This window comes from Bradyrhizobium sp. B117, assembly GCF_038969555.1.
Classification (GTDB): domain Bacteria; phylum Pseudomonadota; class Alphaproteobacteria; order Rhizobiales; family Xanthobacteraceae; genus Bradyrhizobium.
This window is the reverse complement of the sequence record NZ_CP152414.1, coordinates 3,950,676-3,971,479: the sequence shown is the minus strand read 5'-3', so window position 1 is coordinate 3,971,479 and position 20,804 is coordinate 3,950,676. Positions and strand designations below refer to the sequence as shown.

The window sequence follows — 20,804 nt, the reverse complement described above, 5'->3', positions numbered from 1 at the left end:
CCCGGACTAGGTCCGGGGCGTTTTGTTTTTGAGAGCAAGATGTCACTGCGCCGCGAGCGGCGGCGCCTCGACCTCGGTCGCGCCGCCGCTGCGCTGCGCGCCGAACTTGAGCACGGCCGCAACCAGCGCATCGATGTCGGTCTCTTCGGTGCGATGATTGGCGATCGCCGCGCGGATCGCGAACTTGCCATCCAGCGTCGTGCTCGACGGCGCCGCGATGCCGGACTCCTGAATGTCGGCGACAACCTCGCGGTTGACCGCGTCGCCTGCGCGATAGCGGAAGCAGACGATGTTGAGATTCACCGGCGCCAGCAATTCCAGCCGCGGCTCGGCCAGAATGCGCGCCTCGAGATATTTTGCCAGCGCACAGCTTCGCGCGATCACCGCGCCGAGGCGATCGGTGCCGAACGTCTTCAGCGTGAACCAGGTCTTCAGCGCGCGGAAGCCGCGCGACAGGTCGGGGCCGAGATCGCAGGGCCAGACCGTGCCCGCTGCAAGCCCCCTCGCCTCGCGGCTGAGATAGGCCGCCGGCTGCGCAAAGGCCTGCCGATGCTGCTCGCCATCACGGACCAGCAGGAAGCCAGCGTCGTAAGGCACCTGCCCCCATTTGTGGAAATCGAGCGCGATGGAATCGGCGAGCTCGATGCCGCCGAGCAGTGGCGCGAGCTCGGGCGAGAGGATCGCGAGCGCACCGAAGGCGCCGTCGACGTGAAACCAGATGCCTTCCTCGCGGCAGAGCTGCGCGACAGCCCTGAGGTCGTCGATCGCGCCGATATCGACCGTGCCGGCAGAGGCGACGACGAGGAACGGCTTGAAACCGATCTCGCGGTCCGCGGCAATCTGCGCGCGCAGCGCGGCGACGTCGATGCGATGATCGACGTCGACATCGACCTTGCGCAGTGCATCGGCGCCGAGCCCGGCGATGTCCATCGCCCGCGAGACGCAGCCATGCGCGGCCCGCGAGGTATAGGCGGCGAGCAGCGCGCCGTCATTGCCGATGCCGTGCTGCCGCGCCAGCGTGCCGAGCGCAGCCATGCGTGCCACCAGCACCGCCATCAGATTGGCCATCGACGTGCCCGTGACGAAGATGCCGCTCGCGCTGTCCGGGAAGGCGAACAGGCTGCGCATCCAACCGACGATCTGGCGCTCGACCTCGATCGGCATGTGGTCGCGCCCGCCGAGATTGGCGTTGAGGCCGGCCGCGAGCATCTCCGCGAGCATGCCGACCGCGGTGCCGCCGCCATGCACCCAGCCCATGAAGCCGGGATGGACGTTGCCCGTCGCATAGGGGGCGACATGCTCTGCGAATTCGCGATAGACCTCGGCGAGCTCGCTCGCCCCGCGCGGCACGTCGCTCTTCAAGGCCGCGCGGACGCCGTCGGGGATCGGCTGCCACACCGGCCGCGAGCGGATGTTGGCGATGCCGTCGATGGTCTCGTCGAGCATGCGATGGGCGAGCGCGCGGAATTCGCTCCAGTCCTGCGGATCGAGCGAGCCGTTCGTGACGGAGCTCTGCGTGTTGCGGATGATCTCGTTCATGCTGCGCTCTCCGCGCCGGCCTTGGCGTGCCGCGACAGCATCGCGGTGAACGCGGCGAAGATCTTGCGCATCTGCGGCGGCTTGTAGGGAAACACGGCCGGCGGATCCATGTTGTGCACGACGGCGGTGTTGTCGGCCTCGAAGACCAAGAGCTCGCCATCGCGGTTCTCGGCGCAATCGACGATGAAATAGTCAAGGCCGACGCGCTTGCTCATCTCGTCGAGCGCCTTCTTGTGGCGCGCCGCGAACGCGTGATCGAAGTCCTGCATGAAGACGGCCTCTTCAGCGCGCTTCTCCTCGCTGAACGCCATGTAGGCGTTGAGATACCAGATATCCCAGCGATCGGCGATCGCCATGTGGCAGGCATAAGGCTTGCCGTCGACCATCGTGAGCCGGATCTTGCGAAAGAGCCCGTCGGGACTCGCGTAGTTGACGAAACGCGCGACGAAAAAGTCCTGTTCTTGCCGCTCGACAAGATAGGCTTCGAGCGCAGCCGCATCGTCCATCTTCGCAAGCCCGACGCCGGCGTGCGTCCCGCGCGGCCGTACTATCATTGGAAAGTGCAGTTCGCCCGTAATCTCCGTGCAAGCGATCCGCCCCTCCGAGAGAGCCGTCAATTGCGCACGGGTCGCGTTGGCGGTCACGGGAATATCGAGACCCGGGATATCAGCCAGCAACCGATAGAGCTTGTCGCGATCGAGATTGCCAATCAGCTCGGGGCGATTGAGCAAAGGCCGCGGCCAGCGCGGCGCGGCCGCTGCGATGACGGCGAGCGCCTCGCGGCATTCCTCGGAATCGGAAGCGACCACGATGGCGACGTCGTGATCAGGCAACGTCTCGGGCAGACCGACTCCGTGGACCACATACAGCGTCAGCAGCTCGATGTCGGAGCCCTCGAGCAGGAATTCGATCGGGGTGTTGCCGCCCATGTCGATATCGGCGGCGAGCGCGAGCACGCGCAGGCGCGGCTTGGCAACCGCGCACGGCGTGCGAAACAATTGGTGGAAGGCGAGCACCTCGGTCTGGATCACGAGCCCGGCCTCCTTCTCGCCGAGAAGCTGGGCAATCAGCGACAGATCGAGGCCCTCCCCCGCCTCCGCCGTTCCCTCCGCGATCCGCGCCAGCAGATGCTCGCGCAGCGGATGCAGATCGCCGCCCTCGAAGGCCCGCCGCGTCAACTGCGCAAAGCCGATGCGGTCGGAATAGTTCGGCGTGGTCACGCTATCAGGCGCGGAAACAGGATGCAGCATCTTCAGACCTCGAGCACAAACTTCCCCGGCGCAGCCGTGGCACGGTCAAGCAGCAGTTCGATCTTCACCAGGACGTGGGCGATGCGATCGAGCACATGCTGCAAATTGCGTTGCGCCTGCGCGGCATCCGCCGACCAGGCTTCGGCGACGAGCCGCGCGCCGACGCACAGCCGCAACGCGGCCTGCGGCGCCTCGCCCTGTCGCTCCAGCCGGACCGGCTGGCCGACCAGACAGCGTTGTGCGGCGACCTGCCGATCCGCCGCGCTGCCGCCGAGCTCCTCGCTCATGTCGCACGCCAGCAACCGATGAACGGCGCCGGTCTCGGCGAGCGAGACAGGTTTGCCGTCTCGCAGCAGCGTGAACGGAAAGATCGTGGCGCGGGCGAATTCCTCGTCATCCGCACCGGCCTTCTCGGTCGCCACGGAAATGGCACGCAGCGACGGCGACAGCGCGAGCATGCTGTCGATGCCGGCGGCAAGCTCGGCCAGCGCCCTGGCGCGGAATGCCCCGGGGACAGCGTAGTAGCGGCCGATCTCGGCCAGCGCGGCTTCCCAGCGCAGCCACTGACCGAAATTCGGCCGACGCTCGAACCGAGAGCGCAGCGCCGTCCAGGCCGTCGGCCAGTCGCAGCGGCCGGCATAGTCGAAAATGCCCGGCGCGATCGCGCCGATCCGGTCGATCGACCGCGACAGGCCTTTTGGCACCAGCAGCGCGCCGCTGAAGGCGGGTCCGCCGAAAAATTTCGAACCGGTCATCAACACCATGTAGCCGCGGTCGAGATAGCAGCGCAGCCGGCGGCGGCCGAGCCGCGCCTGACAGGCATCGACGACCACCTGTACCTTGCGCGGCCAGCGCCGCGCGATCTCATCGAGGCAGGCAGCACTCGGCGCGCGCCAGCCGAGTTTTGACGAATCCATGATTTGCAGGAGAACGCAGCGGCCTTGCGCGAGGCTGGTCTCGATGGCACGCATCACCGCAGCGTCCGCATCCGCGCGCATCGCGATGCCGGAGGCGGCATCCAGCAGCGGCACCGCGATGCTGTCGCCGGCAAGACCCGCGACCGCGGCGTCCTTGCGCACCGCAACGCCGCTCGCCGTCATCGAGCTGAAATGATGTCCGCGCGCGGTATGAACCGTGCCGCTGCCGGTCTGATCCGTGCCGACCACGATCGTCACCGGCGAGGCGCCGAGCACCGCGCTCGCCAGGAACAGCGCGTGGAGCTGGGAGTCCGTGCCGGAGGGCGAGAATACGACGTCGACCCGCGGCGAGAGCTGGAGATGGCCGCGCAGTTCCTCGCGCATGCCCTCACAGCGCGCGTCGAAGGCGATTTCGACCTCGTCGAACAGGCACCTGTGCATCAGCTCTTCGCGCGCCAGCGCGGCGCGGTCATAAGCCGCTTGCGAGATCGTCGATGCGGTCGAGGACGCGAAATTCCAGGTCTCCGGCTCGGGCGAGGCCGCACAGCCATAGGCGTTGACGCCATCCCTGGGATCGAGCGCAAGGCGCGGGTCTCCGCCGCAGACCAGCAGCGTGTCCAATGGCGTGAAGAGATCGCGCAGACGGTAGCGCGAGCCGCCGTCGGGCGCGCGTTCCGAAGCTGACAGACGGGATGCGCCGGTGCTCATCCCGAAAGGCTCACGCCGCGTCGGCCGCTGCCGCCGCGGGCGCGGCTGCGAATTGCGAGGCGATGTCGCCGTGGAACACCGAGGGCCCGACATGGTCGAGCGAGCTCTGGATGTCGGCCCAGATCTCGCCGCCGATATCGGTCCAGCGCTTGCAGAAGGCGAAGTCTTCCGAGAGATAAGTGCCGGTCGCCCGATCAATCATGCATTCGAACAGCGCGAACCGGTTCTGGCTCGCCGCCAGCGCATCGTGCGAATGCTCGCGGAAGAATTGCAAGTTTGCGTAGGCCGGATGGCGGCACATCGCTTCCAGCACGTGGCGGCGGATCATCAGGAAACCGGTGCCGGCATAGCGCACGCGCGTGAAGCCGTTGACGACCACGATGCGGTCGGGGTCCTCGACCTCGAGCACGTAGTCGAGCGAGGCGGCCGGCACATCAGTGCGGCGGGCCTCGATCGCGCGTTTCGCCTTGTTCCAGTTGACCCGCTTGATCGGATAGCAGCCGGCGACGACGTCCGCGCCGCACTCCATCAGCCGGAACACCTGCTCCGGCTTGAAGCCGATGTCGGCGTCGATGAACAGGAAATGCGTCGCTTTGGGATCGTCCAGGAACATCGCGACCAGATTGGCGCGCGCGCGCGTGATCAGCGCGTCGCCGTCGCGCATGTGCACCTTGAGGTCGAGATTGGACATGCCGTGCACGGCGCGCTGGAGCGCGAAGATCGAGCTCGCATAGATGCTCGAGACCTGCCCGCCGAAGCACGGCGTCGCCACCACCAGCTGCATCCTGTCCGACATCGGCCGCTTTGCCCCGCTCCAATCCTCACCAAGAGGTAAAGAGGCATGGTTAACGATGCCTTAACGCATCCTTACAGGAACTTGACGAGCGAGAGCTGGGCGAGCTTCGAGGTCACCTGATAGGACGCCTGGAGGGCGTTCTGGAGCGCCAGGAGCTCGCTCGCCACCTGGTCCTGCGGGGCCGACTCCGCCTGGTCGATGATGGACTGCAGCTGCGCCTTGGCCTGGGTCTGGCGCGTGGTCGCGTCCTTCATCGTGTTCTGGGCCATCGCAATGTCGGTCTGGATATCCTCGATGCGCTGCTGGCCGGGCTGCTGGGTCAGCGCCTGGGTCGTGCGCAGGCTCAGCGCGGCGACCTGCCCGCCGGAATACTGCCCGCCCGGGGTCGTCGAAAACGTGCCGAACACGGCAATCGCCTGCAACTGCCGGCGGATCGCGTCCTCGTTCGCCTGCGCGCCATACTGCACCGTGACGGAATCGTCGACGCGCGCGACCGCGGTCGAGCGCGCCGAGCCCGGTCCGTCATTGCCTTGGTACCATTTCACGGTGTTGGCCGAGCCGTTGACCAGCGTGGTGGCCGAGCTCGCGGGCGAGGAGCCAACGCGTAGCGGCGGCTGCGTGGCGGTCACGGGCGTCGTGCTGAAACCGAGCGAGCCAAGCGCGGCGGTCGCGCCCGGGGTCGAGCCCGTGATGTTCAGGCTCGCCGCATCGTTGGTGTTGATCGTGATCACGCCGCCATGAATCGTCGACGGCTTGGAGGTGCCCGTAATCGCGTCGATCTTGCTCATCAGCGTCTGGATGCTGTCGGTCACATTGAGCTGGTTGCCGGTCGCGCCCGAGTTGACGAAAGTGAGCGTGGTGCCGTTGACGGTGATGGTGTCCCCGGCGGAGAAGCCCGGCGTGATGGAGTCCGATCCACTTGCGCCGGACAGCGCCGTCGCGCCCGTGGCGATGTTCGAAGCTGGCGGGGCGACTTGATTGGTGACCGCAGTCGTCCCGGTCGCCGAGCTTGCCGTGTTGAAGAAATTGTCACCCGCGGTCACGGCGGACGCCGCCACCAGCGACGTGTTGGCAAGCTTCTTGATCGCGGTGTTCAGCGCCGTGTTGAGATTGGTCGCGGTATTGTTCGGGTTGACCGGGACGCTCGCATCGATCGCGAAACTGCCGAGCGGCGTCGGCGTCGCCGTGGACGCGGTCAGGTCGATCTGCTCGGTGGTGCCGTCCGGCAGCGTGAACTGGACGCTCAGCTTGTCGCCGTTGTTCGGATTGACGCCGTTGAGATCGACCGAGAACGACACCGGCGAGCCACTCGGGCCGGTGACGGTCGCCCCTGTCAGCGTCGAGGACACCGCCTTGACCTTGAGCCCGAACGGCGACCCGGCGGCGTCTTCCGACACCTTCACCGAGCTCGGCGTCGGCTGCGTCTGCACCAGGCGCCCCATGCCGTTGGCGCCGAGGTCGGCGGCCTGGCGCTCCGCCATGACGGTCTTGAAGCCGGCCTGCGTCGTGGTGCCGTTGATGATGTCCCCGGCATTGGCGACCGGCTGGGTGTTGTACGCGGTCCCGGAAAACAGATAGCGGTTGCCCGACTGCGTGTTCAGCACGCCGACCATCGAGCCGAACTGGGCTGCGGCCGTGTTCTGCGCCACCGTCTGTCCGTTGACGTTGAGATCCTGCGCCGTGCTGGCCGAACCCGTCTTGGTGTTGGTGCGAATCGTCGTCAGCGACTGCAGCGCGGTATTGGCGAGGTTGATGTTGACGTTGACGTTGGTGATCGTGTCGGTATAGGCGGCGATGTTGGAGAGCTGCGAGCGCCCGGCGATCGCAAATCCCTCGTTGGTGCCCATGCCGGAATAATTCTGCGACAGCTTGCCGGTCGAGAGCTGCGTCGACAGGTCGGTGAGCTGCTGGTTGATGTTGCGGATCTGCGAGCCGAGGATCGACGAGGAGTAGTTTATGCTGCTGATCGACATGTTTCAGAGCCCTGTACTGGTTACGCTTGAGCCTGGATCAAAGTGTTCATCATGCTCTGCACCACCGACATAACGTGGGCGTTGGCGGCATAGGCATTTTGGAGCTGGATCAAGTTCGACATCTCCGAGTCCAAATTGACGCTGGAGGTCGAGTCGAACTTGGCCTGCAGCGTCGAGACCACGACGCTCTGGCCCTGCTGGAGCTGGGTCGCCTGGGTCGAGGCGTTGGCCTGGATGCTCAGGAACTGCTGGAGGTAGTTCGAGACGCTGCCGGTGAAGGGCTGGTTGGCAGAGCCGAGGCCGGTCGTCGGCGAATAGGAGAACACCGCATTGGTGAGCTGCGAATAGAGATAGTCCGAACGCGTGGTGTCGCCCGGGGGCGTCACCGGCGAGGTGTTGTAGACCGACAGCTTGGTCGGATCGGCGACCACCTGCGTGTTCACGGCGATGCGCCCGGCGAGGCCGGTCATCTGCGAGCCCGATGCGGTGATCGCGCCGGTGTAGAGCGCCTGCCCGCCGTCGGTGAACAGCGCCAGTTGCGGATTGCCGGAGGCCAGCGACGACATCGTCTTGGACGTCGAGGCCGAATTGATCTTGGAAAGGCCGGTGTTGTCGTCGGTGACCCGCAGCGTCGTCGCGGTCGCCGGCGACGGCGCGGCGGAGAACGACAGATGCGAGCCCGACAGCGCGGTGTTGAGCGCGGCGGCGATCGCACCCATGCCGCCGGAGAAGTTGACGCCCACCTGCATCGGGTTGGCGTTGGTGGCGTTCTGGAGCGGCAGCGCCGCCGGATCGGTCACGTTGACGAGCGTGATCTGGCGCTGGGTGTTGGTCGCGGTGTCGGTATAGGTGATGTTGACCGTATTGCCTGCTTGCGCACCGGCAAGGTCCAGGTCGAACCCGGCCGGCGGGCCCGAGACCTTGCTGCCGGCCGCGGTCTTGTCGGACAGCGCGCTCGACATCGTCGCCGCAAGCTGGTCGAGCTGGGTCTGCGCCTGCACCAGCGTCTGGTCGCGCAGCTTCAGGTCGGCCGCGATCTGGCCCGAGGAGACCACGTTGTTGGCGACGGCGTCGATCTGCGAGCCGTTCGGCAGCCTGATGTTGAACGCACCGACGCCGGACTTGGTGGGATCGCTGTTGTAGAGCGAGGTCGCCGACAGCGCGCCGGCGGAGGCAAAGGAGAATTGCGAGGCGAGCCCGGCGCCGACGAGCTGGATGCCGGTGGTGGTGTAGATGTTGGCCTGGTTCGAACCGTCGGTGGTGACGCGGACGTCGACATATTTCGACAGCGTGTTGATCGCCTGATCGCGCTGGTCCATCAGCGTCGCGGCGGAGGGATCGTTAGCCGACAGGCCCTGGAGCTTGGTGTTGATGTCGGCGACCTTCTGCATCGCCGCGTTGGCGGCCTGCGCCGAGGTGCCGAGATCCTGCTCGACGTTGGAGCGCAGCGATTGGATGCCCTTGGTGGTGACGTTGAGTTGCTGCGCCAGCGCCTGCGCCGCACCCAGCGCAACGGTCTGTGCCGACGAGGCGCCCGAGCTCGTCGACAGCGCCTGCAGCGCCGTGGTGAATTTGTTCAGCGCTGTTTCGAGCGTGCCGTTGTTACCGGGCGTGCCATAGACACTCTGAAGCTGCTTCAGGATGTTGGCCATCTGATCGGCGTAACCGCTGCCACCGGTCTCGGTTCGCAGCTGGTTCAGCACATAGGTGTCGAGCTCCCGGCTCACGCCGGTCGTCATCGCCGTCGAGCCGAAGTCGCCGGTGGTGACCTCGATCTGGTTCGCCGTCTGGACGACGTAACCCGGCGTCTGCGAATTGGCGACGTTCGAGGAGACGATCGAGAGCGCGGCCTGGTTGGCACGCAGACCGCTCATCGCACTGGCAAGGGCTGAACTCAAACCCATGTGTACTTACCGCCTTTGGTTACGTCACGCGCCGATCAGCGCAACACGTTCAGGAGGTCCTGCACCATCGAATTGGCCGTCGTGATCACCTTGGTGTTGGCCGAATAGGCCTGCTGGGTCACGATCAGCTTGGTGAACTCGTCGGCGATGTCGGTGTTCGAGCCTTCCAGGGACGAGCCGCTGATGGTGCCCGAGGCGCCGTCGATCGCAGGGCCCGACTGCTCGGTCACGGCGTAAGCGCCACCGTCGAGCGCTTTGAGGTAGTTGGTGCCGTTGAAGTGCGACAACGACACCTGCGCGAGGTCGAGGTTCTGGCCGTTGGAGAAGGTGCCGACCACGAGGCCGTTGTTGTTGACGGCGACGGAGCGGAGCTGACCGGCGGCATAGCCGTTCTGGGTGATGGTGTTGATGGTCACCGCACCGCTGGTGCTGGCGTATTGTGTCAGCCCTCCCGAGGAGATGTTGAAGGCGACAGAGCCGAGCTGCTGGCCACTGACGCTGACATTGTTGATGGTGATGCCCGAGCCGCTCGGCGAGGTCAGCGAGCCGTCGGCGGCGAAGGTGAAGGTCTGTCCGGTGTTCACCCAAGCCGGCTGCGACGCACCCGTTGCGGCGGGATCGGTTTGGTAGAACAGGTTCCAGCTATCAGTGTGACCGTTGCCCAGCGACGCGCTGTCGGTCTTGGCCCAGCGCAATTGCAGGTTCACCGGCGTGCCGGCCGCGTTGTACGCGGTCACTGCACCGCCGCTGATCGATTCTTTGGTGAAGGTCGCGACATCGGCGCCCATCACGGTGCCCGTGCCGATCGTGCCGCCGCCGCCGCGATTCTTGGTGACGGTCGACGTAAAGCCGAGCGCGGCGAAGGCGGCGGAGTTACTGCTAGACACCGACAGAGTGGGGGTGGCGCTACCGGTACCGGTGTTCAGCGTGATCACGCCGCTGCTGCTGACCGATGAGCCCGACGCACCGACAAGAGCGTCGATCTTTTGGAGCAGGTTCCCGATGTTATCGGTCGTGAGGATCTGACTGGCGCTGGGAACAGTAGGCGGCGAGACGAAAGTCAAAGTCTGACCATTGACAGTGATGGTGTCATTGGCCACGAAGCCCGAGGAGAGCACCTCGGCGCCGCCGGCGGTCGCAGCGCCGCCCAGCACGGTGGAGGCGGTGATCGCGGGCGTCGACAGCACGTTGCCGCCGCGCGTGACGGTGCTGATGCCGAGCGCGGTGGCCGCCGCGCCGCTGGTGACCGACACATCGGTGGCGGTGCCGGTCGCGATCTGGATATTGCCGCTGGCGCTCAGAGTCACGTTGGCGGCGGGGATGCCGGCGGCCGTCGCGATCGCGTTCAAGATATCAGAGACCTTCGCGGTGCTGCCCGGAGCCAATCCGATCGTGGTGCTGTTTCCGGACGACGTGATCGTGGTGACATTGGGGTCGAAGGTAATCGTGTTGGTGCCGCTGGCGCCGGTGATAGTCAGCGTCGTACCGGTCGTACCGTTGCTGAGCGCGTTGAGAATGCTCGTGGCAAGATGGTTGACCGCGGAAGGATCGAGCTTGGTGCCCGTACCTGCAACCGCCGATGCGTTGTCCTGCAACGCAACCGAGCCCGCCCCAGTCGTCGACGTATAAGCCGAGCGCAGATTGCCGGTCGCGGCGCCGCCAGAGACCGTCGCATTCGTATAGCCCGGGGCCGGCGTGCCGATCGGCAGCGGGTTGGCTCCGAAATCGGACGGGTTCAGGCCGCCGGCCGCCAGCAGCGTCTTGGCCGCCGCGGTTGAGCTCGCCGCAGTGCTCGGCGTACTCGGCAGGTTCGCCGCGTACTGGATCGAGGTCGTCGCCTGTGCCGGGATGAAGTTGTTCTGGAATTTCAGGACCGTCGCCACGTTGCCGGTCGGATTGCCGGTCTTGGGGTCGACCGTGGTGCCCATCAGGTAATAGCCGGCGCCGTTGACGAGGTTGCCGTTGGCATTGAGCTGGAAATCGCCGCGGCGCGTATAGTAGGTGACACCGCTGAACACCGGCACGTTGTCGACGACGCCGGTCGCCTTCTGGATCGAGAAGAAGCCGTCGCCCGTGATCGCCATGTTGGTCGCGACGGTCGAGGACGAGATCGTGCCTTGCGTGGTGATGGTCGCTTTCGCGTTGGCCGTCACGCCGCCCGCGACCTGCTTGCTCGGCACCGAGGCGTCCGGAATGAGGTCGACAAAGCTGGTCCCGATGCCCTTGTAACCGGTGGTGGATGAGTTCGCGATGTTGCCGGAAATGTTCTGCAGCGCGAAGGACTGCGCCTGCAGGCCACCCACCGAGGTGTTCATTGCATCGAAGATACCCATAACTTTGTCTCCAAATCCGATCCCGGCGGCCGGTCGACCATGGCCGCAGTCGGAAGAGACAGTCGCAAGGGCTATGCCAATGCGGGTATCTTCAGGAAATCAATGACTTAAATAGACAAGCCCAGGTCGGATGACCGGGGCACAATTGCCGGGCCGGCAACAATTGCCGGGACGTGACGTCATTCCGGGGCGGTCCGCAGGACCGAACTCTGGTGCGCGATTGCGCACCTGAGAATCTCGAGATTCCGGATTCGATGCTCACGCATCGCTCCGGAATGACACCTCAAGTCACTACGTCGCCGACGCCGCCGCCGGGTGGAAAACCAGCCCGAAACCGTCGATGCAGTAGCGCAGACCGGTCGGCTTCGGACCGTCGTCGAAGACGTGGCCGAGATGGCCGCCGCAGCGCCGGCAATGCACCTCGGTGCGCAGCATGCCGTAGGTGCGGTCCTCGGTCTTCCCGACATTGCCTTCGATCGGCTGGTAGAAGCTCGGCCAGCCCGTGCCGCTCTCGAACTTGGTATCGGACGCGAACAACGGCAGGTCACAGCCGGCGCAGGCGAAAATGCCTTTGCGGTGCTCCTTCAGCAGCGGGCTGGAGCCCGGCCGCTCGGTGCCGTGATTGCGCAGGATCTCATATTGCTGCGGCGTCAGCTGCGCGCGCCATTCGGCCTCCGTCTTCTCGATCTCGAACTTTTCCGTGGCCTTCTCGCCGGCCTCGGCAGAGGATCCTCTCAGCCAGCGGAAGGCGGAAAGGCCGAACAGGCCGGCGGCAGTCGTTAGCAGGATGCGGCGGTCAAACATCTCATTCTCCGTGCGCGGGAGTCCACGCCCTGAGATACGGGCTCTAACGGCCGACGTTACACGTCCGGGCGGAATTTTTCTCAGGGTTATTGCGAGACGCTGGCGTCCTGCGGGGCCGGTTCCACGGCTTCCGGCGCAGGTTTCGGTACCGGGGCCAGCCGAGGCCGCACGCCCGGCGGCGGACGGCGCGGACCGGTGCCGGCGGCGCGGTTGGCTTCGGCCAGCCGGGCCTCGCGCTCCCGGTCCTTGACCCTGGCACGCTCGCGGTAGCGGGCGAGTGAGCCCGCGGCGGCGGAACTTGCCCTGCCCCAGAGCCCGACCAATTGGCCCGCGACACGACCGGTCACGCCGCCCGCCCAGACCAGTTCAAACGGCGAGAACAGCTTCCAGCGTTCATCGCCCCACAGGATGCTGCGCGCGATCAGCTGCCCGGCCATAGCCGACGTATTCATGCCGTGGCGGCCGAACCCGCTCGCCACCCACAGGCCTTTGCGCAACTGGCCGATCTGCGGCATGCCGTGCACGGTCTGGCCGGTGGCGCCGCCGAACATGTCGGTGATCTCGACATCGCCGAGCGCGGGGAAGATGGTGCGGATCCGCCGCTTGACGCTGCCTGTGAAGCGCTGCGGGCACGCGGCCCAGGTGGTCTCCGGGCTCTCCCACATCAGCCGGTCGCCATCGACGATCCGGAAATGGTCGACGCCGTCGGAATCCATCACCGATCCCTTGAAGGCGACGATGTCGTGCACGCGCTCGCCGAGCGGCGCGGTGATGCCGGCATAGCGCCAGACCGGCAGCAGCGTCTCCGACAGCCGCCGCAAGGGCGCGCCGAGATGGATGTTGCCGGCGAGCACGATGTGGGTCGCGCGCAGCCGCGCCGACGGTGTGACGATGCGCTTGCGGATGCCGGAATGATCGATGCTGACCACCGGCGTGTCCTCGAAGATGCGGGCCCCTGCCCGCCGCGCCAATGCCGCAAGGCCGTTCACATACTTGCGTCCGTCGACCTGGAACGCCCTGGGATAGTACACGCCGTGGAAGTAACGATCGGTCTTGAGTGCCTCGCGGACGCGATCGATCTGCCAGCCCTCGACCTCGGTGTCGAAATCCTCATTCAGGATCTGCAACCGGCTGATCAGCCGGTCGCCCGCATCGACATTGGAGACCTCCAGCACGCCCTCGCTGAGGCCGATGCCCGGCATGTTCTCCTCGCTGGCGTTGGCGCGGACGAACTCGGCGCCCTCCTTCGACAGCGTCCACAATTCCCTGGCGTCCTCGAAGCCGATCCGCTCGATCAGGTCGGTGAGCGGCAAGGCAAAGCCCGGCGTCACGGTGCCGAGTTGGTTGCCGGAGGCGTTCCAGCCGATATGGCGGCCCTCGAGCACCGCGACGCTGGCCCCGAGCCGGGCCGCCTCCAGCGCGATCGAGAGCCCGGCGAGCCCAGCCCCGATCACGCAGATGTCGGCATCGAGATCGAACGACAGCCGCACTCGGTCGCGAAAGCCGGCTTCCTGCTGGGACACGCTTGTGAAAGTCTCGTTCATGCAGTTTTCTTAGAGCATGATCCGGACATGTGTGCAGCGGTTTTCCGAAAAGATCACGTTCAAAACAACAACTTAAATCGTGATGACGATTTGTTCTATTGCTCGTCGCGCTTTAAAGACCGATCGGGCGCCTGTCACCTTGTCCTCAACGGGCGCCTGTAGATTATTCTGGACGTGGAACGATTCGAGAATGCCATGCGCCGTTTGATGCTGCTGCGTCACGCCAAGACAGAGACTGACGCGCCGAGCGGCCGTGACCAGGACCGCCGGCTCGACGACCGCGGCCACAAGGACGCCGCCCAGATGGGCGACTGGATCGCCGCGCATCCCCCCTTCCCCGAGACCGTGCTGGTGTCGCATGCCGTCCGTGCCAGGCAGACCTGGGACATCGCCTGGGAGGCGATGAAGGACCGCGTCGCGGCGCCTGAGATCGAGGTCCTGCCGGAACTCTACGGCGCCGATCCCGCGCAGATCCTGGAATCCATTCGCACTGCAACCGCCCCCGCCGACCCCAGGCGTGTGCTGCTGATCGGACACAATCCCGGCATGCATGAGACCGCCCTGATGCTGATGGGCAGCGGTGATCCCGCGAGCGCCAAGGCGCTTGCCGACAATCTGCCCACCGCGGGACTTGCGATCTTCGACTTTGACGTCAAGGATTGGAACGACGTGGCCTACCGCCGCGGCAAACTGGTGCTGTTCGTCAGCCCCAAGCTGCTTCGATCGGGCTAGAGACGCGCGGGCGCCGTCTCGACCGGTTGATCCAGCCTGGTTCATAGGGAGGCGCAGATGTTCAAGTCCATCCTCGTGCCCATCGACCTCGCCGACACCGATCTCGCCAAGCCGGCGATCGCGACCGCGACAACGCTGTCGCAGAACTGGAGCGGATCGGTCCGGCTGCTCAACGTGTTGCCGATGACGCCGGTGATGCTCGCCGAATACGTCCCGGCCGATTTCGACGAGCAGCAGCGCCAGACCTCGGAAGAGGCGCTCGCCATCGTCGCCCGCGAATCCGGCATCGACCCCTCCCACATCTCCAGCGTGGTCCGCCAGGGCGGCATCTATCACGAGATCCTGGAGGAAGCCGCACAGATGAAGGCCGACCTCATCGTCATGACTTCGCACCGGCCGGCGATGCGCACCTATTTCCTCGGCTCCAATGCCGGGCACGTCGTGCGTTACGCCAAGTGCTCGGTGCTGGTGGTGAGGCACTGAACGCGGAGCAATGCGGTGAAGCAATGGTGGCGCAAGTGGAGCTATGAAATCCCGCTCGCGATCGGCGATGCGTTGTGGGAGATCCTGGTCGTGCAGTTTGCGGCACTGCTGGACCGGCTGACCTGGCGAAAGGTGGTGGCCCTCGTCCCGGTGGCCGTCCTGCTGCTGGCCTATTACCACAGCGTGCCGCTGCCTCCCGCGCTGATGCTGGTCGGGGACCTCGTCGCCTATATCGACATCTTCTCGGTGGTGCTGATGCTCAGCATCCTGAGCCGGGCCGCGACGATCGCGTTTCTCGTGAAGCGGGCCGCGATGCGCGCCCCGGTACTGCTTGCGCGCCTTCGCACCGGCATGCAGCGGATCGATCCCAGGCGGCGGCGCGGAGCGGGTTCGGCGCCGAGGCGTCGCCGCAAGTCCAACCAGCCCGAAGATGATCGAGCTTTCGGCGGGATGTGGGATCAGGCCGCGATGGCCTGAGCCCCGAAGTCATCTGGAAGCCGCGCTTACAGATACCGCGTCAGTTCGGCCTTGACCTGCCCGTACACCGCGTCCTCGATCTGGCTGCGGTTGATCCCGATGTCGCGCAGGGCGCGGTCGTCGAGCTCGTTCAGGGTCTTGACGGCGGAGCGGCGCTCCAGGCGGTCGAACAGCGCGTAAGCGGCGTTGGCGAGCGTTGCAAAAAATCCGCTCGACGAGGATGGGCGTAAATTCCGCCCGGCAGTTTGCGAAATCGTGGTCATGTTTCTTCTCCGGCGTATTGTCCCGCGCGGCGAAGCAGGTGCCGTTGGCGCGGACGCGGTCAGCGCCTGCACCTCGTTTGCCGTCGGATTGCTCTCGCTCTCCTCGGCTCAATCGCGGAACTTGATGGAACTTAAATGCTCCAGTACACTTCTCGGAGCAAGTAAAACATTGCTCTCGGTGCAATAATGTCCAAGTTCGAGTACGTGAAGCTTGCCGATGCCATTGCGGCCGATATCACTAACGGCACGTTAAGGCCCGGCGACCGGCTGCCGCCGCAGCGCAATTTTGCCTATGACCGTGGCATCGCAGTCTCGACCGCGAGCCGGGTTTATACGGAATTGCTCCGCCGCGGCCTCGTCGTCGGCGAGGTCGGCCGCGGCACCTTCATCTCCGGCGACGTCAGGCGCGAGGTCGAGACCATCAGCGAGCCGCGCGATGCGCGGATCGACTTCGAGGTCAATTATCCGCTATTGCCGCAGCAATGGGCGATGATCGCCAAGAGCCTTGCAGGGCTGGAGCGCGTCGATGCGCTCGAATCCGCGCTACGCGTCTCCACCAGCACCGGCACCAAGAGTGCGCGCAATGCCGCCGCCGCCTATCTCGCGCGCAAGGATTTTACGCCGCAGGCCGAGCAGATCGTGTTCACCGCCAACGGCAAGCAATCGCTCGCGGCCGCGCTCGCCGCGCTCGTGCCCACCGGTGGCCGCTGCGGCGTCGAGGCGCTGACCTACCCTTACGTCAAGAGCATCGCCGCGCGACTCGGCATCACGCTGGTGCCTATACCGATGGACGAATTCGGCGCGCGGCCCGATGCGATCCAGAAGGCGCATCGCGAGGCGCATCTGTCGGCGCTGTATCTGCAGCCCATCATCCAGAACCCGCTCGGCGTCACCATGAATGCGACGCGGCGCGCCGACATCATGCGCGTCGCCGAGAAGCTCGACCTCACCATCATCGAGGACACCGTCTATGGCTTCCTCGCCGACGACACGCCGCTCGCAGCCCTCGAGCCGGACCGCTGCATCGTCATCGACAGCCTGTCCAAGAAGGTCGCGCCGGGCCTTGCGCTCGGCATCCTCGTCGCGCCGCCGCACTTGCGCGAGAGCGTGATGAGCGCGGTGCGCACCGGCGGCTGGACCGCCTCCGGCCATGCGCTGGCGGCCGGGCAGCGGCTAATGGCCGACGGCACCGTCGCCGAGCTGACGCGGCTGAAGCGCATCGACGCCACGCGCCGCCAGCAGACCGCGGCAAGGCTGCTCGCCGGCTACCAGCACGCCGCCGACCCGCGCTCCTATCATCTCTGGCTAACGCTGCCGCCGCACTGGCGCTCGCAGACTTTCGTGGCTGCCGCTGCGCGGCGCGGCATCGCGCTGACGCCGTCCTCCACCTTTGCGATCGCGCACGGCCACGCGCCGAATGCGGTGCGCCTCGCGCTCGCCCCACCCAGCTTCGAGCAGCTCGATTCGGGCCTGCGCACGATCGTGTCGCTGCTCGGCACCAAGGAAGAGGATTTTGATTCGACGGAGTAGCGCGTCGGGGGACTAAGGTAGCAGCGCCTTCGGCACGCGATCGAAACTGTAGCTCTGCGGCTGATTGCGCCGCACGAAGCCGCCGACCTGCCAGGCGAACAGCGCGGCAAAGCCGAGGATGAACAGCACGCCCGCGAGCTCGCCGATCATGAGCGCGCGGATCAGAAGCCCCGCCATCGCAACCGTCAGCAGCGCCAGGAACGCCAGCACCGCGGCATAGGTCTTGGCGCCGAGGCCCGCGGTGAGCGCCGCGCGGCTGCCCGCCTTCGCCATCCGCGCATGCAATTCGAGGATGAAGTCGCGAAAACCGTTGTCCTGCGGCGCCATCAGCGCGGCGGTCTGCCAGCTCGTCGAGAGGATTGCGATGCGGCCGCCGCCGCTGTGGCTGACATCGGCGCGGAAGCGATGCTGCTGCATCGACACCGGGCGGAACGACAGCCTGACAGCACTGATCTCGTCATAGCGCCACAGGCCCGAGCGGCCGGCGATGTGCCAGGACAGCCCCTCCTCCGTCAGCTCGAAGCGATGCGCCGAGCCGATCAGCGACGCCTTGTAGGCGTAGCTCGTGGCCCTAGCGGCCTCAGCTCCCGAAACCTGCATCTCGAAATCAATCCCGTCCGCGATATGCTTGCGCGACCGCCCTCGCCCATCCTACAAGCGAGCCATGGCTGAGACGACCTTTTTTCCGCGCCGCCTGATTCTCGGCGCCGCCGTGATCTCCGGCGTGCTGCTCGCGCTCGCCGTGCACATGCTCGGGGCGCGCTACGGGCTCGACCTCGGCGGCCTCTGGCGCTCGGACACCCACGAGTTCATGCCTGCGGGCGCCGCGATCGCTTGGTGGCTGATCGCTACCGTCGGCTTCTCCGGCGGCTATTTCACGGCGAGCCTGATGCAGAGCGCGGTCGACGGCCAGATCCCGCAGCGGATGCGGCAGTTCCTGATCGCGGTCGGCGTGCTCCTGCTCGCAGGCGCGGGCCAGGCGGCCTCGGCGCCGAGCCCGATCCCGACCGTCTCGGTCGTGCTTGCCGGGCTTGCCGCCCTGTGCCTCGGCGCCGTGATGGCGTTCTGCGGCGCGCATTTCGCCCTGCGCCGCGGTTGACCGTTCAGGCGGTCGCCCGCAAACGCGGACGCTCCAGCATCAACGCCACATCCGAGGCAGGCCGCGGCTTGCTGAACAAATAGCCCTGCGCCTGGGTGCAGCCTTCGCGCCGCAAGAGCTCGAGCTGCGCGTCGTTCTCGACGCCTTCCGCGGTGGTGACGATGCCGAGGCTGCGGCCAAGGCCGGTCACGGCGCGGATGATCGCCATGGAATCCTCGCGCGTCGCCAGCTCCGACACGAACGAGCGGTCGATCTTGATCTTGTCGAACGGGAAGCTGCGTAAGTAGCTCAGCGACGAATAGCCGGTGCCGAAATCGTCGAGCGAGATCCGCACGCCCATGGCGCGCAGCTCGTGCAGCGTGGTCAGCGTCGCCTCGCTGTTCTGGAGCAGCACGGATTCGGTGATCTCGAGCTCGAGACGGCGCGCGCTCAGTCCCGAGGCGGCGAGCGCCGCAGTCACCGACGCGATCAGGTTCGGGCTCTTGAACTGCACCGGCGACAGGTTGACGGCGACGTCGACATCGTCGGGCCAGGCGGCCGCATCGGCGCAGGCGCCGCGCAGCACGAACTCGCCGAGCTGGATGATGAGGCCGGTCTCCTCGGCCAGCGGAATGAAGTTGACGGGCGAGATCAGGCCGCGCTGCGGATGGTTCCAGCGCAGCAGCGCCTCGAAGGCGACGACGCGATCGGCGGCGACGTCGCGGATCGGCTGGTAGTGCACCTCGAATTCGTCGCGTTGCAGCGCCGCGCGCAGATCCATTTCCAGCAGGCGCCGCGCCTGCGCGCGCGCGTCCATGCCGGTCTCGAAGAAGCGATAGGTGCCGCGACCGTCGGCCTTGGCGCGATACAGCGCAAGGTCGGCGTTCTTCAAGAGCTCGTCCGGATTGTCGCCGTCCTGCGGCGACAACGAGATGCCGATCGAGACGCCGATCACGATCTGGTGGTCGTCGATCTCGTAGGGCGCCGAGATCACCTCGACGAGGCGGCCCGCAAGGGATCTCGCCGCGGCTTCCTCGGAGCGCCCGATCTGGACGACGGCGAACTCGTCGCCGCCGAGCCGCGCCACAGTGTCGTTCTCGCCGACGGTGGCCTTCAGCCTGCGGCCGACCTCCTTGAGCAGCGCATCGCCGATCGGATGGCCGAGCGAGTCGTTGATGTCCTTGAAATGATCGAGATCGAGACAGAGCACCGCAAGCTGGTCGCCTGACCTGGTGCGGTGCAGTCCCTGCTCGAGCTGCTCGTGAAACAGCACGCGGTTCGGCAGGCTGGTCAGCGCGTCATGCCGCGCCATGTGCGAGATCTTGGCCTGCGCCTCCAGCCATTCGGTGATGTCCTCGAAGGTCGCGACCCAGCCGCCGCCCTGCATCGGCTGGTTGACGACGCGGATGGAGCGGCCGAGCCGGTTGACAACCTGGCTGGTCGTGCGGCCCTCGCGCGCATCGGCGATGAGACGCGCGAAGAACTCGCCCGCATCGCCCTGCCACTGGCCTTTCGCCTGCTCCTCCCGTAGCACGTCGACGAGCAGACGGCCGGCGAGCGGAATGCCAGTGCGGCCGAGCATCGCGGCATAGCGTTCGTTGAAGAGCTGGATCTTGCCGTCCGCATCGAACATGCACAGGCCCTGCGACATGTTCTCGAGCGCGGTATCCAGCACGACCTGCTGGCGTCCGAGTTCGCCCTTGGCACGACGGTCGAGCAAGGCGGCCGCGAGCGCGATCGCGATAATGGCAGCCGCCGCGCTGGCGGTCAGGATCGACAACGACGCCGGCGGGATCGAAAGACCGCTGACCACGAGCGTGGGATCGGGCGTCAGCTCCAGCGCGCCCATCGCGGTGAAATGATGCGAGACGATGGCGACTGTCAGCAGGACCGTCGCGCCGAGGGCGCTGGACACGCCGTCGCGCCGTCCCGCGACAAACAGAGCGAGCGAGCCGAAGAGGATGCCGAGCAGGATCGAGACGGTTACGGTGCCGGTCTCCCAGCCGACATGAGCTGGAATCTCGAACGCCATCATGCCGGTGTAATGCATGGCGGCCACACCGCTGCCGACGACGGCGCCGCCGAGCGCAATCAGGAGCCCGCGCGTCGTCGACACCGAGATGCTGAGCCCGATGAAGGTGACTGCGATCGCAAAGATCAGCGACAGCACCGTCACGGGGATGTTGTAGGCGCCGCCGGCGCCGGGCCCGTACGCCTGCATCGCGATGAAATGGGTCGCCCAGATGCCGCAGCCGGCAACGGCAGAATCGAGCGCGATCCACGCCACGCGGGCGCCGCCATGCGTCGCTCGCGCCCGGTGAAACAGGCTGATCGCCGCAGCGCTCGCGAGCAGACACACCGCACCGCCAAGCGCAACAAGTCGCCAATCATGCTCGTCGGTGAGACAGTAAAGAACTTGATACATTGCCGGCCCCTATCGCGCCGCACTTGAACCGATAGAGGTGGACGATCG

General features: G+C 66.2%; 17 protein-coding genes. 5 read left to right on the top strand and 12 right to left on the bottom strand.

Features of this window, described 5'->3' with window-relative positions:
- Positions 1-42 precede the first annotated feature (42 nt).
- The 9 genes from AAFG16_RS19305 to AAFG16_RS19265 form a co-directional block, all read right to left on the bottom strand.
- A complete protein-coding gene (locus tag AAFG16_RS19305) occupies positions 43-1,539 on the bottom strand; it encodes an aspartate aminotransferase family protein (RefSeq protein WP_342740229.1) in 1,497 nt (498 codons plus the stop codon).
- Entirely contained in the window at positions 1,536-2,789 is a 1,254-nt protein-coding gene (locus tag AAFG16_RS19300) for a hypothetical protein (protein WP_342740228.1), read from the bottom strand. The genes AAFG16_RS19305 and AAFG16_RS19300 overlap by 4 nt, the downstream gene beginning before the upstream one ends.
- Before the next feature lie 2 nt (positions 2,790-2,791).
- Entirely contained in the window at positions 2,792-4,414 is a 1,623-nt protein-coding gene (locus AAFG16_RS19295; protein ID WP_283085882.1) for a hypothetical protein, read from the bottom strand.
- A 10-nt stretch (positions 4,415-4,424) separates the two neighbouring features.
- Complete coding sequence (locus AAFG16_RS19290) at positions 4,425-5,210, bottom strand: hypothetical protein (RefSeq protein ID WP_283085881.1); 786 nt, start codon at positions 5,208-5,210, stop codon at positions 4,425-4,427.
- A 71-nt stretch (positions 5,211-5,281) separates the two neighbouring features.
- Positions 5,282-7,183, bottom strand: coding sequence for a flagellar protein (locus AAFG16_RS19285; RefSeq protein ID WP_283085880.1), 1,902 nt, complete (start codon positions 7,181-7,183; stop codon positions 5,282-5,284).
- A gap of 20 nt (positions 7,184-7,203) precedes the next feature.
- A complete protein-coding gene (gene flgK / locus AAFG16_RS19280; protein WP_283085879.1) occupies positions 7,204-9,087 on the bottom strand; it encodes a flagellar hook-associated protein FlgK in 1,884 nt (627 codons plus the stop codon).
- Between the two features lie 35 nt (positions 9,088-9,122).
- Positions 9,123-11,420, bottom strand: coding sequence for a flagellar hook-basal body complex protein (locus tag AAFG16_RS19275; protein WP_283085878.1), 2,298 nt, complete (start codon positions 11,418-11,420; stop codon positions 9,123-9,125).
- A gap of 291 nt (positions 11,421-11,711) precedes the next feature.
- On the bottom strand, positions 11,712-12,224 hold the full coding sequence (gene msrB / locus AAFG16_RS19270) for a peptide-methionine (R)-S-oxide reductase MsrB (protein WP_342740227.1): 513 nt from the start codon (positions 12,222-12,224) through the stop codon (positions 11,712-11,714).
- 86 nt (positions 12,225-12,310) lie between these two features.
- Positions 12,311-13,768 (bottom strand): FAD-binding oxidoreductase, encoded by a 1,458-nt coding sequence (locus tag AAFG16_RS19265; protein WP_342740226.1) that lies wholly within the window; start codon positions 13,766-13,768, stop codon positions 12,311-12,313.
- A 195-nt stretch (positions 13,769-13,963) separates the two neighbouring features.
- Here AAFG16_RS19265 and AAFG16_RS19260 point away from each other — a divergent pair, with 195 nt between their 5' ends.
- From AAFG16_RS19260 to AAFG16_RS19250, 3 genes are read left to right on the top strand one after another with little or no spacing between them, the layout of a single operon-like run.
- Positions 13,964-14,500 carry a histidine phosphatase family protein gene (locus AAFG16_RS19260; protein WP_283085875.1) on the top strand — a complete coding sequence of 179 codons (537 nt, stop codon included), beginning with the start codon at positions 13,964-13,966 and terminating at the stop codon, positions 14,498-14,500.
- A 57-nt stretch (positions 14,501-14,557) separates the two neighbouring features.
- On the top strand, positions 14,558-14,983 hold the full coding sequence (locus AAFG16_RS19255) for a universal stress protein (protein ID WP_283085874.1): 426 nt from the start codon (positions 14,558-14,560) through the stop codon (positions 14,981-14,983).
- A 15-nt stretch (positions 14,984-14,998) separates the two neighbouring features.
- On the top strand, positions 14,999-15,460 hold the full coding sequence (locus tag AAFG16_RS19250) for a hypothetical protein (protein ID WP_342740225.1): 462 nt from the start codon (positions 14,999-15,001) through the stop codon (positions 15,458-15,460).
- A gap of 26 nt (positions 15,461-15,486) precedes the next feature.
- On the opposite strand, the gene AAFG16_RS19245 is transcribed toward AAFG16_RS19250, so the two are convergent.
- Positions 15,487-15,723: a DUF1127 domain-containing protein gene (locus AAFG16_RS19245; protein ID WP_342740224.1), complete on the bottom strand. Its 237-nt coding sequence runs from the start codon at positions 15,721-15,723 to the stop codon at positions 15,487-15,489.
- A 186-nt stretch (positions 15,724-15,909) separates the two neighbouring features.
- On the opposite strand from AAFG16_RS19245, the gene AAFG16_RS19240 reads away from it, so the two are divergent.
- Positions 15,910-17,253, top strand: coding sequence for a PLP-dependent aminotransferase family protein (locus AAFG16_RS19240; protein ID WP_283085871.1), 1,344 nt, complete (start codon positions 15,910-15,912; stop codon positions 17,251-17,253).
- A 12-nt stretch (positions 17,254-17,265) separates the two neighbouring features.
- On the opposite strand, the gene AAFG16_RS19235 is transcribed toward AAFG16_RS19240, so the two are convergent.
- Positions 17,266-17,853 carry a hypothetical protein gene (locus AAFG16_RS19235; protein WP_283085870.1) on the bottom strand — a complete coding sequence of 196 codons (588 nt, stop codon included), beginning with the start codon at positions 17,851-17,853 and terminating at the stop codon, positions 17,266-17,268.
- Between the two features lie 64 nt (positions 17,854-17,917).
- Between AAFG16_RS19235 and AAFG16_RS19230 the strand changes: the two genes are divergently transcribed.
- Positions 17,918-18,352, top strand: coding sequence for a hypothetical protein (locus AAFG16_RS19230; protein WP_027560358.1), 435 nt, complete (start codon positions 17,918-17,920; stop codon positions 18,350-18,352).
- A 4-nt stretch (positions 18,353-18,356) separates the two neighbouring features.
- Here the strand turns inward: AAFG16_RS19230 and AAFG16_RS19225 are convergent, their stop codons facing one another.
- Positions 18,357-20,756 carry an EAL domain-containing protein gene (locus tag AAFG16_RS19225; RefSeq protein ID WP_283085869.1) on the bottom strand — a complete coding sequence of 800 codons (2,400 nt, stop codon included), beginning with the start codon at positions 20,754-20,756 and terminating at the stop codon, positions 18,357-18,359.
- Positions 20,757-20,804: the final 48 nt, after the last annotated feature.

Excerpts from the sequence above, each read along its gene's own strand:
- AAFG16_RS19305 (WP_342740229.1), bottom strand. The coding sequence starts at position 1,539 with ATGAACGAGATCATCCGCAACACGCAGAGCTCCGTCACGAACGGCTCG.
- AAFG16_RS19300 (WP_342740228.1), bottom strand. The coding sequence starts at position 2,789 with ATGCTGCATCCTGTTTCCGCGCCTGATAGCGTGACCACGCCGAACTAT.
- AAFG16_RS19295 (WP_283085882.1), bottom strand. The coding sequence starts at position 4,414 with ATGAGCACCGGCGCATCCCGTCTGTCAGCTTCGGAACGCGCGCCCGAC.
- AAFG16_RS19290 (WP_283085881.1), bottom strand. The coding sequence starts at position 5,210 with ATGTCGGACAGGATGCAGCTGGTGGTGGCGACGCCGTGCTTCGGCGGG.
- AAFG16_RS19285 (WP_283085880.1), bottom strand. The coding sequence starts at position 7,183 with ATGTCGATCAGCAGCATAAACTACTCCTCGTCGATCCTCGGCTCGCAG.
- flgK (WP_283085879.1), bottom strand. The coding sequence starts at position 9,087 with ATGGGTTTGAGTTCAGCCCTTGCCAGTGCGATGAGCGGTCTGCGTGCC.
- AAFG16_RS19275 (WP_283085878.1), bottom strand. The coding sequence starts at position 11,420 with ATGGGTATCTTCGATGCAATGAACACCTCGGTGGGTGGCCTGCAGGCG.
- msrB (WP_342740227.1), bottom strand. The coding sequence starts at position 12,224 with ATGTTTGACCGCCGCATCCTGCTAACGACTGCCGCCGGCCTGTTCGGC.
- AAFG16_RS19265 (WP_342740226.1), bottom strand. The coding sequence starts at position 13,768 with ATGAACGAGACTTTCACAAGCGTGTCCCAGCAGGAAGCCGGCTTTCGC.
- AAFG16_RS19260 (WP_283085875.1), top strand. The coding sequence starts at position 13,964 with ATGCGCCGTTTGATGCTGCTGCGTCACGCCAAGACAGAGACTGACGCG.
- AAFG16_RS19255 (WP_283085874.1), top strand. The coding sequence starts at position 14,558 with ATGTTCAAGTCCATCCTCGTGCCCATCGACCTCGCCGACACCGATCTC.
- AAFG16_RS19245 (WP_342740224.1), bottom strand. The coding sequence starts at position 15,723 with ATGACCACGATTTCGCAAACTGCCGGGCGGAATTTACGCCCATCCTCG.
- AAFG16_RS19240 (WP_283085871.1), top strand. The coding sequence starts at position 15,910 with ATGTCCAAGTTCGAGTACGTGAAGCTTGCCGATGCCATTGCGGCCGAT.
- AAFG16_RS19235 (WP_283085870.1), bottom strand. The coding sequence starts at position 17,853 with ATGCAGGTTTCGGGAGCTGAGGCCGCTAGGGCCACGAGCTACGCCTAC.
- AAFG16_RS19230 (WP_027560358.1), top strand. The coding sequence starts at position 17,918 with ATGGCTGAGACGACCTTTTTTCCGCGCCGCCTGATTCTCGGCGCCGCC.
- AAFG16_RS19225 (WP_283085869.1), bottom strand. The coding sequence starts at position 20,756 with ATGTATCAAGTTCTTTACTGTCTCACCGACGAGCATGATTGGCGACTT.